This window comes from Halomonas sp., from assembly GCF_014859505.1.
Lineage (GTDB): Bacteria > Pseudomonadota > Gammaproteobacteria > Pseudomonadales > Halomonadaceae > Halomonas.
This window is the reverse complement of record NZ_JACUUD010000012.1, coordinates 35,895-46,548: the sequence shown is the minus strand read 5'-3', so window position 1 is coordinate 46,548 and position 10,654 is coordinate 35,895. Positions and strand designations below refer to the sequence as shown.

At 68.6% G+C, this 10,654-nt stretch carries 9 protein-coding genes and 1 pseudogene; 6 read left to right on the top strand and 4 right to left on the bottom strand.

Features of this window, described 5'->3' with window-relative positions; translation table 11 throughout:
• Together IBX53_RS03390 and IBX53_RS03385 are read right to left on the bottom strand one after the other, a co-directional pair.
• Nucleotides 1-294 (bottom strand): annotated as a pseudogene (locus tag IBX53_RS03390) (nodulation protein NfeD); the annotation flags it as partial.
• A 233-nt stretch (nt 295-527) separates the two neighbouring features.
• Entirely contained in the window at nt 528-1,229 is a 702-nt protein-coding gene (locus tag IBX53_RS03385; protein ID WP_290905345.1) for a hypothetical protein, read from the bottom strand.
• Between the two features lie 261 nt (nt 1,230-1,490).
• On the opposite strand from IBX53_RS03385, the gene IBX53_RS03380 reads away from it, so the two are divergent.
• From IBX53_RS03380 to IBX53_RS03365, 4 genes are read left to right on the top strand one after another with little or no spacing between them, the layout of a single operon-like run.
• Entirely contained in the window at nt 1,491-2,570 is a 1,080-nt protein-coding gene (locus tag IBX53_RS03380) for a phosphotransferase (RefSeq protein ID WP_290905343.1), read from the top strand.
• 43 nt (nt 2,571-2,613) lie between these two features.
• Nucleotides 2,614-3,825: an ABC transporter substrate-binding protein gene (locus tag IBX53_RS03375; protein ID WP_290905340.1), complete on the top strand. Its 1,212-nt coding sequence runs from the start codon at nt 2,614-2,616 to the stop codon at nt 3,823-3,825.
• Between the two features lie 15 nt (nt 3,826-3,840).
• Nucleotides 3,841-5,535 carry an ABC transporter permease gene (locus IBX53_RS03370; RefSeq protein ID WP_290905337.1) on the top strand — a complete coding sequence of 565 codons (1,695 nt, stop codon included), beginning with the start codon at nt 3,841-3,843 and terminating at the stop codon, nt 5,533-5,535.
• Complete coding sequence (locus IBX53_RS03365) at nt 5,532-6,173, top strand: ATP-binding cassette domain-containing protein (RefSeq protein ID WP_290905334.1); 642 nt, start codon at nt 5,532-5,534, stop codon at nt 6,171-6,173. Before IBX53_RS03370 ends, IBX53_RS03365 begins: the two co-directional genes overlap by 4 nt.
• On the opposite strand, the gene IBX53_RS03360 is transcribed toward IBX53_RS03365, so the two are convergent.
• Nucleotides 6,160-8,358, bottom strand: a complete 2,199-nt coding sequence (locus tag IBX53_RS03360; protein WP_290905331.1) for an FAD-dependent oxidoreductase — start codon at nt 8,356-8,358, stop codon at nt 6,160-6,162. The genes IBX53_RS03365 and IBX53_RS03360 overlap by 14 nt on opposite strands.
• 195 nt (nt 8,359-8,553) lie before the next feature.
• On the opposite strand from IBX53_RS03360, the gene IBX53_RS03355 reads away from it, so the two are divergent.
• Both IBX53_RS03355 and IBX53_RS03350 read left to right on the top strand, forming a co-directional pair.
• On the top strand, nt 8,554-9,243 hold the full coding sequence (locus tag IBX53_RS03355) for a TIGR04283 family arsenosugar biosynthesis glycosyltransferase (RefSeq protein ID WP_290905329.1): 690 nt from the start codon (nt 8,554-8,556) through the stop codon (nt 9,241-9,243).
• Complete coding sequence (locus tag IBX53_RS03350) at nt 9,233-9,874, top strand: TIGR04282 family arsenosugar biosynthesis glycosyltransferase (protein ID WP_290905327.1); 642 nt, start codon at nt 9,233-9,235, stop codon at nt 9,872-9,874. Before IBX53_RS03355 ends, IBX53_RS03350 begins: the two co-directional genes overlap by 11 nt.
• Here IBX53_RS03350 and IBX53_RS03345 read toward each other — a convergent pair.
• Nucleotides 9,758-10,624 carry a YiiX/YebB-like N1pC/P60 family cysteine hydrolase gene (locus IBX53_RS03345; RefSeq protein ID WP_290905324.1) on the bottom strand — a complete coding sequence of 289 codons (867 nt, stop codon included), beginning with the start codon at nt 10,622-10,624 and terminating at the stop codon, nt 9,758-9,760. The two genes, IBX53_RS03350 and IBX53_RS03345, sit on opposite strands and share 117 nt — an antisense overlap.
• Nucleotides 10,625-10,654: the final 30 nt, after the last annotated feature.

Below are 10,654 nucleotides of genomic sequence, written 5' to 3'. Positions count from 1 at the left end.
GGTGAGCATGGCGCGGATCATGTCGCGCATGGAGGCATCCAGGCCGCCGGGGGTGTCCATCTGCACCACCACGATCTCGGCATTGCCCTCGGCGGCCCTGCGCAGGCCGCGCTGAAAGTAGTCGCTGGTGGCGGGACCTATGGCCCCCTCGACGGTCATCACCAGCGCCGTACGCTCGTTCTGCTGGGCCTGGACCACCGACTGGAAAATGGCCAGCAACACCCCCAGTGCCAGGCAGAAGAGGCTGAACAGGAGGAGGCGTCGCCCGATCAGGGCGGCATGAACTCGGCTCATGGTGATCTTCCCTGCGCGACCCGTACAGTGGGTGTGAGTGTCGGCACGGCACTTGGTTCATGGCGTGGATTCAGCCGATACCACTATCAGCGTAGGCGCTGGCAGGCATAGGCCGCAACAGCTCGGTCCGCCGGGGGGGGATCGTCATGCCACATGTCAGGAGGGGGACAAAGGGGAGGAGGACGGACACCGGGTCGGGAAGACACCGGTGTCCGGAAGGTACCGCGAGAACGTCAGAGGTCGTGGGGCTGGCCAGACACGCGGCGCTGCACCTCCACCATGTAGGCCGAGAGCGACGGTAGCGCCTCGCCGCCCCAGTCGAGGGGGTCTGCCTGCATCGGCGCCACCATGCAGATCTGCACCATCTCGTCGGCGTACACCTCGGACATGCCGAACTGGTTCTCGGCCATGGCCACCCGGTGGGGGAAGGCCTCCTCGAAGGTGGGGTTATAGCCCATGTCCTGACCATCGCTGCCGTGGCAGGTCGCACAGGAGAACCCGTTGGTGCTCAGCGAAGTGTCGTAATAGAGTTCCTCGCCGCGGGCCAGGAGTTCGGGCGGGTTATCGCCGCTATCGCTGTAGGCCGGCTCGTAGCCCGCTGGGCGCTGCACGGCATCGGCAGACCCCGCCTCGGCCTCGCCCTCCGCTTCACCTTCCGCCTCCCCCTCTGCCTCACCTTCGGCTTCGCCCTCTGCTTCGGCCTCACCTTCCGCCTGCGCCTCGGCGCCTCCCTCAGCGTGGGCCTCTGCATGAGCGTTGGCGAAGAGCAATGAGGTGGCAGAGAACGTCGCCAGCTGTGGAGAGGTCTCATCGTCGCCGACGGTGGCATGCAGAGTGACACCGCCCGCCACCAGGGCGAGCACCGGCGCCGAGTAGGCCAGCTGTCGTCCAAGGCGTCCGAGCAGCCTGCGGCGTTTATCGTCATGTTGTGACATGGTAGTTATCTCCGTGATGGCAAGTCGTGACGACGCTGGAGCGTCATTCGGCCGGGTACACGCCTCTTCGCCCGGCCCACCGCCTATCGTTGCGGTCAGGTTCTGTCGGCGGATGGTCGGATGGCTTACAGGTCATCGGGAAGTCAACGGCATCAAGCCGCCAGAAATGCCCTCTGCCATCGGAGATGTAATGTAAGTGTAAGGATGGTCGGCCTCGCCCGACCATGACAGGACGCCGAACCCCCGACACCGAGGAACGACATGCCGGATTCTGTCTCCTGCGCGGACACTCGACTCGACGCACACGATGCCCTGGCCAGGGCCCTGGCGCGCGCCGGGCTGACGGCCGACATCCGCGCCATGCGCCCGATGGCCGATACCGGCCTGGCCCATACCCATGTGTGGCTTTCGCGCGACACCATCGACTGGGTGGCACGCCTGCCCAAGCAGAGCCAGATGGGCCTGCCGGCCGACGACAACCTGGCGTACCAGGCGGCCTGCTTCGCCCGCGCCAGCCACAGCGGCCATACGCCGGCGCTGCACGGCGTGCTGCCGCCCGGGCCCGAACTGCCCCGCGGCGGGCTGCTGGTCAGCGCGGTCCGCGGGCGACCGGCTCGCCTGCCCGAGGATCTGCCGGCCATCGCCGAGGCGCTGGCCGCCATCCACAGCCTTGACGTGCCCCTCGAGGCGGATCGCCCACCCCTCAACGCCCCTGCCGACCCCTGGCGTGCCATGCGCGAAGAGGTCGCCCGACAGGCGGAGTGGCTGGAGCAGGCCGCCCTCTCCCGGGAGGCAAGGGCGCTGATCGAGTCCGAACTCGCCGCCCTGCCGGAACAACTGCCACAGGTGCCCGGCGCGGCACCTCGGCTGATCAGCTTCGATGCCCACCCCGGCAACTTCCTGATCACCGACTCGGGGCGGGCGGTGCTCGTGGACCTGGAGAAATGCCGCTACGGTCTGCCGGGCTTCGACCTGGCCCACGCCACCCTCTATACCTCCACCACCTGGGACCTGCACAGCCGCGCCGTTCTGAGCCCCGCGGAGGTCGCCGACTTCTATCGCCACTGGCGAAGCGCGGCCGGCCTGGCCACTGAGCCCGCCACGCTGCTGGCCTGCCGCCGGGCCATGTGGCTATGGTCCCTGACCTGGTGCGCCAAGTGGCGGGCACAGCACGGCCGGGGCCGGGATGCCGATGCCACCGGCGAGGACTGGTCGGCCCAACTCAGCGACGATGCCCTGGTGGCCCATGTCCGCGAGCGGGTCGAGCACTACCTTTCCCCGACGGTGATCGACCGTGTGCGACATGAACTGGATGACCTCAAGGTTGCCCTTGGGGAATGATCCACACCCGACCCACCCGACCCACCCGACAAGGACTGCCCGAATGCCGATCCGCCCTCTTGCCCTGCTTCCCGCCCTTGCCCTGATGCTCGCCGGCCCTCTCCAGGCCGCCCCGGACCCCACCGACTGGAACGCGGTGCTCGATGAGGCCCGCGGCCAGACCGTCTACTGGTATGCCTGGGCCGGCGAGGAGCGGACCAACGACTATATCCAGTGGACCGCCGACCGGGTCGCCGAGGATTTCGATATCGAGCTGGTGCATGTGAAGCTCAGCGACACCGCCGAGGCGGTCTCCCGGGTGCTGGCCGAGAAGCAGGCCGGCAACGACGATCGCGGCAACGTCGACATGATCTGGATCAACGGCGAGAACTTCGCCACCATGAAGGCCAACGACCTGCTGTTCGGCCCCTGGTCAGAGCAATTGCCCCACTACCCGCTCACCGACCCGGAAAACACCCCGGCGGTACGCTATGACTGGACGATCCCGGTAGACGGCCTGGAGTCGCCCTGGAGCAGCTCCCAGGTGGTGTTCTACTACGACACGGCACTGGTCGATGCCCACCCGCGCTCCATGACGGAACTGCTCGACTGGGCGCACGACAACCCCGGGGAGTTCACCTACGCCCGGGTCCCCAACTTCCTCGGCAACGCCTTCATCACCCAGGCGCTGCTGGAACTGGCCGAGGAGAGCGAGATCCTCTATGCCAACATGCAGGAAGCGGACTTCGACGAGATCACCGCACCGCTGTGGGCCTTCCTGGATGAACTGCATCCGCTGCTGTGGCGAGGCGGCCGGGCCTTCCCCGCCAACAGCTCGGAGCTACGCCGCCTGATGGGCGACAGCGAGATCAGCCTCGCTCTCTCCTTCAGCACCACCGAGGCTTCCGGCGCCATCGCCAACCTGGAACTGCCCGACAGCGTGCGCAGCTATGTGCACGACCACGGCATGATCGGCAACATGAGTTTCATGGCGATTCCCTATAACGCCCAGCACAAGGCCGGCGCCATGGTGGTGGCCAACTTCCTGCTGAGCCCCGAGGCTCAGGCCCACAAGCAGGACCCGCGGGTCTGGGGCAGCAACACGGTGCTCTCGGTTGAGACCCTCGACGAGGCCGACCGCGCCCGGTTCGACGGCATCGACCTGGGCATCGCGACGCTTTCGCCGGACGAACTCGGCGAGGTGCTGGGTCAACCTCACCCCACCTGGGTCGATGCCTTGGCCGAGGCCTGGCAAGCACGCTACGTCGGCCGCTGATCGGCAGGTAGCGCAATGCTGAGACTCGCCCCCTGGCTGATCATCAGCCTGCTGGTGGGCCCGATTCTGGCCGGCCTGGCCATGGCCGTACTGCCCGCCTTCGGCTACCTGCCGGCACTGGGCGGCGAGGCCGCCAGCCTCGCTCCGTGGCAGGCGCTGTTCGCCCAGCCGGGCCTGGCTCGCTCGGTGGCGATCAGCTTCGCCAGCGGCCTGGTCACCACCGCCATCTCGCTTGCGGTGGTGCTGCTGTTCCTGGCCGGGGCCTCCGGCAGCCGGCTGGACCGCTGGATCCGGCGCATGATCTCGCCGCTGCTGTCGATTCCCCACGCGGCAGCCGCCTTCGGCCTGGCCTTTCTCATCGCTCCCTCTGGGCTGCTCGCGCGGCTGGTGTCGCCCGAGCTCACCGGCTGGGAGCGCCCGCCGGATGCGCTCGTCGTCAACGATCCCTGGGGGCTTGCGCTGATGGCAGGGCTCATCATCAAGGAGATCCCCTTTCTGCTGCTGATGAGTCTGGCCGCCCTGCACCAGCTCGACGCCGAGCGGCGCGTGGCCATGGCTCGCTCGCTGGGTTATCGCCCGGCCATCGCCTGGCTGAAGGTGGTGGTCCCCTCGCTCTACCCGCTGATCCGCCTGCCGGTCTTCGCAGTGATCGCCTACGCCTCCTCGGTGGTCGACGTGGCCATGATCCTCGGCCCCACCCTGCCGCCCACGCTGGCCGTTTCCATCCTCACCTGGTTCAACGACCCGGACCTGTCGCGGCGCTTCATGGCCTCGGCCGGTGCGCTGCTGCAATTCGGGGTCACCGCCGCGGCGCTGGCCAGCTGGTGGGGGCTCGAGTGCCTGGTGCGGCGCCTGGGACGGGGCTGGGTGACGGGCGGCCAGCGCCGCCGCGGCGAACGGGTGCTGCGCCTGGCCGGCAAGGCGCTGATCCTGCTGGCGGCGGGGACCGCCCTCGTGGGCATCGCCGGCCTGGCCCTCAACTCCCTGGCCGGCTTCTGGCGCTTTCCCGACGCCCTGCCCCAGGCCTTCACCTGGCAGCACTGGCAGCGCGCCCTGCCCTCCCTGGGCGGGCCGGTCACCGCCACCCTGATGATCGCCACCGTCTCGACGCTGCTCGCCCTGGGGCTGTCCCTGGCGGCCCTGGAGAACGAGCAGCGCAGCGGGCGACACCCGGCCCAGGGACGGCTCACCTCGGCACTCACCCTGCTCTACTTGCCGCTGATCGTGCCGCAGATCGCCTTCCTGTTCGGCCTGGTGGTGGTGATGGAAGCGCTGGGCACGCGCCCCACAACGTGGCTGGTGATCTTCGGCCACCTGCTGTTCGTGCTGCCCTATGTGTTCCTGTCGCTGTCCGAGGCCTACCGGCGCTTCGATCCGCGCTGGACGCGGGTGGCGCTGACCCTCGGTGCCACGCCCAACGGCGCCTTCTGGCGGGTGCGCCTGCCGATGCTGCTGGCGCCGCTGCTCACCGCCATGGCGGTAGGCCTGGCGGTCAGCATCGGCCAGTACCTGCCCACCCTGCTGCTGGGCGCCGGACGCGTTACCACCGTGACCACCGAGGCGGTGGCCCTGGCCGCCGGTGGCAACCGCCGCCTGATCGGCGTCTGGGCGCTGGTCCAGGCCAGCCTGCCGCTGGTGGGCTTTCTCATTGCCGTGGGCCTGCCACGGCTGCTCTGGTCCAACCGACGCGGAATGCGAGGAACTCCATGACCGACCCCTGCCTCGAGCTCGACCTGATCTTCGACAAGGTGCATATCGCCCTGCACGGCAGGACGCTGCTGGCGCTCGATGCCCGTATCGCGCCCGGGGAGGTGCTCACCGTGATGGGACCCTCCGGCTCGGGAAAATCGACCCTGCTCGCCTTCACCGCCGGCTTCCTCGCGACCACCTTCGAGGCCACGGGGCAGGTACGCCTCGCGGAAAGGGACATCACCGCGCTGCCCGCCGAGCGACGCGGCATCGGTCTGCTGTTCCAGGACCCGCTGCTCTTCCCGCACCTGTCGGTGGCCGGCAACCTGCGCTTCGGCCTGCCGAGCGCCACCCCCGACAAGGCCGCCAGGGTCGAGGCGGCGCTTTCCGCGATCGGTCTGGCGGGCTTCGGCGAGCGCGATCCGTCCACTCTGTCGGGCGGCCAGCAGGCGCGGGTGGCACTGATGCGCCTGCTGCTCTCCGCCCCCAGCGCCGTGCTCCTCGATGAGCCCTTCTCCAAGCTCGACACGGCCTTGCGCCACGAGATGCGAGAGCTGGTGTTCGACAGGCTGCGCGAGGCGGGACTGCCCAGCCTGCTGGTCACCCATGACCACGCAGACGCCGCAGCGGCCGGTGGGCGGATCATCACCCTCGAGTGAGGTCCTGCCGCCGTGATGTTTCGGTGACGCGACCCGCCCCGCGCCGCCAGGCGAAGTAGCGCGCCAGCCAGCCCAGCAGTCGCTCGGGCTTGTGGGCATTCTTCCATACCCCGGCGGTGGCTTTGACCGCCTCGCTGCGTGTGGGATAGGGGTGAATGGTGGACAGCAGGCGATTGAGCCCGATCCCACGGGTCATCGCCAGGGTAAAGGTGGCCAGCATCTCGCCTGCCCCCTCGCCGACGATGGTGGCACCGAGGATGCGATCGCTCCCGGGAGGAGTCAGCACCTTGATGAAACCGCGGGGTTCGGCCTCGGCCAGGGCGCGATCGAGTTCCTCCAGCGCATACCGAGTCACCTCGTGCTCGAGCCCCTGCTCGCGGGCCTCACGCTCGTTGAGTCCGACCCGCGCCACCTCCGGGGTGGTGAAGGTCACCGCCGGCAGCGCCCGGTAGCTGACCCGAAACTGCTTGACCTCGCCAAACAGGGCATTGACCGTGGCATGCCAGGCCTGGTGAGCGCCGGCGTGGGTCAGCTGGTAGGGGCCGACCACATCGCCGCAGGCCCAGACATTGGGCAGCACGCTGCGCAGCGTCCCATCCACGTCCAGGGTGCCGTTCTCGCGGGTACCAATGCCGAGTTCCTCGAGCCCCATGCCAGTGACGTTGGCCTCGCGCCCCACGGCCACCAGCAGGTGCGTAAAGGGGAGTCGTTCATGGCGGCCATCGGCGTTCACCACCTCCAGCGCCGAGCCCGAATCGTCCGTCACCACCCCGAGCGCCCGATGGCCCAGCAGGATCTGAATGCCGTCCTCGCGCATGACTTCCTGCAGTTCCTCGGCGACCTCCGCATCCTCGCGGGGCAGCAACTGGCCGGCCCACTCCACCAGGGTCACCTGGCTGCCCAGCACGGCGAAGCTCTGCCCCAGTTCGCAGCCAATCGGTCCACCGCCGAGTACCACCAGCCTCTCGGGCAACTGCCGGAGCCGCCACAGGGTATCGGAGGTAAGCACCTCCACCGACTCGATACCGGGCAATTCGGGCACCCTGGGCCGCGCCCCGCTGGCAATAATCACATGACGCGTAGTCAGGGTGCGCTCCCCCTCCGGCGTCATTATCCGCACCTGCCAGGGGCTCACCAGGCTCGCCTCGCCCTTGACCACCTCCACCCCGAGGCTCTCGTAGCGTTCGACGCTGTCATGGGGCGCAATGGCCTCGATGGCGCCCTGTACATGGCCCATCACGGCGGCGAAATCCACGCTCGGCTCGGCCACCTTGACACCGAAGCGGGAGGCGCCACGCACCTCCCGGACGGAGCGCGCGGCCCGGATCAGCGCCTTGGAGGGCACGCAGCCGGTGTTGAGGCAGTCCCCGCCCATCTGTTCGCGCTCCACCAGCGTCACTTTGGCTCGCACGGCCGCGGCGATATAGCTGGCCACGAGCCCTGCCGAACCGGCGCCGATCACCACGATGTCACGCTCGAAGCGCGTCGGCCGGCGATGCCGACGTGCCAGGGCACGACGCCTGACCAGCGCCACCAGGCCCTTGGCCAGCCAGGGAAAGACGCCGATCAGCGCGAAGGAGGCCATCAGTGAAGGCGAGAGGATGTCACCCAGGGCCTGCAACTCGGCCAGCTCGCTGCCGGCGTTCACGAATACCGCCGTGCCCGCCAGCATGCCCACCTGGCTGACCCAGTAGAAGGTAACCAATCGCATCCGCGTCAGCCCCATCACCAGGTTGATCACGAAGAAGGGGAACAGCGGGATCAGACGCAGAGTGAAGAGGTATAGCGCCCCTTCGCGGCGGATCCCGGCATTGATGCGTTCCAACTGCCTGGCATAGCGCTGTTCCAGGGGCTCACGCAGCAGGGTACGTGCAATCAGCGCCGCCAGGGTCGCGCCCAGGGTGCTGGCGAAGGAGACGATCAAGAGCCCCCAGCCCAGGCCGAACAGGGCTCCGCTCAGCACCGTCATCAGGGTAGCGCCCGGCAAGGAGAGCCCCGCCATGACCACGTAGAGCAGGAAGAAGCCACCTATGACGGTGACAGGCTCCCGCGCCAACCAGGCCTGGAAGCGGGCCTGCTCCGCCTGAAGGGTCTCCAGCGTCAGGAAGTCGCTGGCACCGGACAGGAAGAAGGCCGCCACGGCGGCGACAATCACTAACACGAGCAACAGACGGCGAGAGTTCATCTGGCCTCCTTGGTGGTCTGAAAGGGTTGCTTGCCTCGCAGGGGCATGCCTGAATGAGTCACCAGCGGCTCATCATCCTTACAGGCCAGGCTCGGAATGAAGGCTAGGAATGAAAGTTCCACGGCCAGCATGCGACCAAGGCAGGCGTCAGCATGATCCGCTGGCCATGCCCATCACGATAGCGAGAAAGAGACGATGCCTGCGCCGACGCTCAGCCTGATCATGCCCGTCCTGGACGAAGCCTCGACCATCGCCGCCACCCTCGATTCCCTGCAGCCGCTGATCCAACGGGGAGTCGAAGTGATCGTGGTGGACGGTGGCAGTCGAGACGACACTGCTGCTCTGGCAGCACCCCTCTGCACTCGGGTGATCGAGGCCTCCCCCGGCCGCGCCAGGCAGATGAATCAGGGAGCGGCGGCGGCCAGGGGCGACAGGCTGCTCTTCCTGCATGCCGACACGCGCCTGCCGCCCGGCGCCGACCGCCTGATCGACGGCGCGCTGGCCGGACGGCACTGCTGGGGACGCTTCGACGTCTGCCTGGAAGGGACGCCCCGCCTGCTGTCGGTCATCGCCGCGGCCATGAACCAGCGTTCACGGCTGACCGGCATCGCCACCGGCGACCAGGCGCTGTTCATGACCCGCGAGGCCTTCGAGGCCGTCGGGGGCTTTCCCGAGCAGCCGCTGATGGAGGACATCGAGATGTCACGCCGGCTGAAGCGTCGCTCCTCCCCCGCCTGCCTGCGCCAGCGCGTGGTGAGCAGTGGCCGTCGCTGGGAGAGGCAGGGCGCCTGGGCAACCATCCGGCTGATGTGGGCGCTGCGCTGGCGCTACTGGCGTGGCGAGTCGCCGGAACGCCTGGCCAGGGAGTATCGCCATGTGCGCTGATGCCGGCGTATCACTCGCCATCCTGGCCAAGGCACCGATCCCGGGCAAGGCCAAGACCCGCCTGATCCCGGCGCTGGGGCCCGAGGGGGCCGCGCGCCTCCACGCCCGACTGCTGCATCGGACCCTGGAGGTGGCCTGCCATGCCCTGCCCCCCGCGCGGATCACGCTGTGGACGGCGTTGGATCACGACCATCCGCTGTTCCTGGAGCTGGCCACACGACACGGTATCATTCTGCTCCCCCAGCCCGAGGGGGACCTGGGGGAGCGGATGCATCGCGCCCTTTGGCAGGCCGGTGGCCCCGCCATGGTCATCGGCAGCGACTGCCCGATGCTCTCCCCCGCACTGCTGACGGCCTGCGCCGAGCGACTGCAGGACCACGACGCCGTCTGCCTGCCCGCCGAGGACGGGGGCTATGGCCTGATCGGCGTTCGCCATCCCGACCCGCGGCTGTTCGACGACATCGCCTGGGGTACCGGCAGCGTGATGGCCAAGACGGACGAACGGATCGTGGCGCTAGGCTGGCGCCTGGCCTGCCCCGCCACCGTCTGGGACGTCGACCGGCCCGAGGACCTGCGGCGATGGCTCGACTTGCCCGGGCGCCACCCCGACGAGGGAGCGGCGTTGCGCTGAATTCTCCCAGCGCAGGCAGTGCGGGTCGAAATCCCCCAGCAGCGCCGGCTTGACGATCTGGAAGTAGGGCGACAGGTCGAAATCCCGGGGCGTGAACAGGCTGTGATGGCGACGCCGCAGGGTCCGCCGCCGGCATCCGACGCAGCGCTGCTCATCCTCCTGCCACGCCTCGATGGGCAGGATCGGATAGCGAACCGACTGGAAGGCCTGGGCGATCAGGGTCGAGCAGATCGCCCGGGTGGGATCCCCGCTGCCCAGTTCCAGCATGCGCCGGCGCCAGGGCATCGGGACCGGGGGCAGCGGCAGCAGGTAGCGCGCCAGATCGACGATGTTGCGCAGGTCGTAGCGATGCCCCACCCGCTGGGAGGCGAATCGAACCAGCGTCGAGGTCTCCTCGGGGGCCAGCCCCATCGGGCGGCAGATGCGCAACGGCAAGCCGAGAAATTCGTCGACACCCACCAGCCTCACCCCATCGGCCAGGTCAGCCTCGACGAAGCAGTCGCCGTCGCGTCCACCGGCATCCCGTGCGACCTCATGCCCGACGAACAGCGCCGCGTGGGACCAGGAGGACTGGGTGAGGTACTTGATCACCGTGCTCAACCGGGAAGACCCGTCGACCAGCAGCACATCGCCCGGCTGCAGGCAGGCCAGCGCCTCGGGCTCGGGAGGGGACTCGACCCGATGCCAGGGGCGCGGACTGGAGAGCCAGCAGCTCAATCGGTAGCCACAGCGTTCTAGCAGCTTTGACATGGGGTCCTCCTCGGGCCACCGACAGCACCG

What these genes read in the sequence shown, in the direction of transcription:
- IBX53_RS03385 (WP_290905345.1), bottom strand. Translation starts at nt 1,229, where the DNA reads ATGTCACAACATGACGATAAACGCCGCAGGCTGCTCGGACGCCTTGGA.
- IBX53_RS03345 (WP_290905324.1), bottom strand. Translation starts at nt 10,624, where the DNA reads ATGTCAAAGCTGCTAGAACGCTGTGGCTACCGATTGAGCTGCTGGCTC.
- IBX53_RS03350 (WP_290905327.1), top strand. Translation starts at nt 9,233, where the DNA reads ATGTGCGCTGATGCCGGCGTATCACTCGCCATCCTGGCCAAGGCACCG.
- IBX53_RS03365 (WP_290905334.1), top strand. Translation starts at nt 5,532, where the DNA reads ATGACCGACCCCTGCCTCGAGCTCGACCTGATCTTCGACAAGGTGCAT.
- IBX53_RS03355 (WP_290905329.1), top strand. Translation starts at nt 8,554, where the DNA reads ATGCCTGCGCCGACGCTCAGCCTGATCATGCCCGTCCTGGACGAAGCC.
- IBX53_RS03380 (WP_290905343.1), top strand. Translation starts at nt 1,491, where the DNA reads ATGCCGGATTCTGTCTCCTGCGCGGACACTCGACTCGACGCACACGAT.
- IBX53_RS03360 (WP_290905331.1), bottom strand. Translation starts at nt 8,358, where the DNA reads ATGAACTCTCGCCGTCTGTTGCTCGTGTTAGTGATTGTCGCCGCCGTG.
- IBX53_RS03375 (WP_290905340.1), top strand. Translation starts at nt 2,614, where the DNA reads ATGCCGATCCGCCCTCTTGCCCTGCTTCCCGCCCTTGCCCTGATGCTC.
- IBX53_RS03370 (WP_290905337.1), top strand. Translation starts at nt 3,841, where the DNA reads ATGCTGAGACTCGCCCCCTGGCTGATCATCAGCCTGCTGGTGGGCCCG.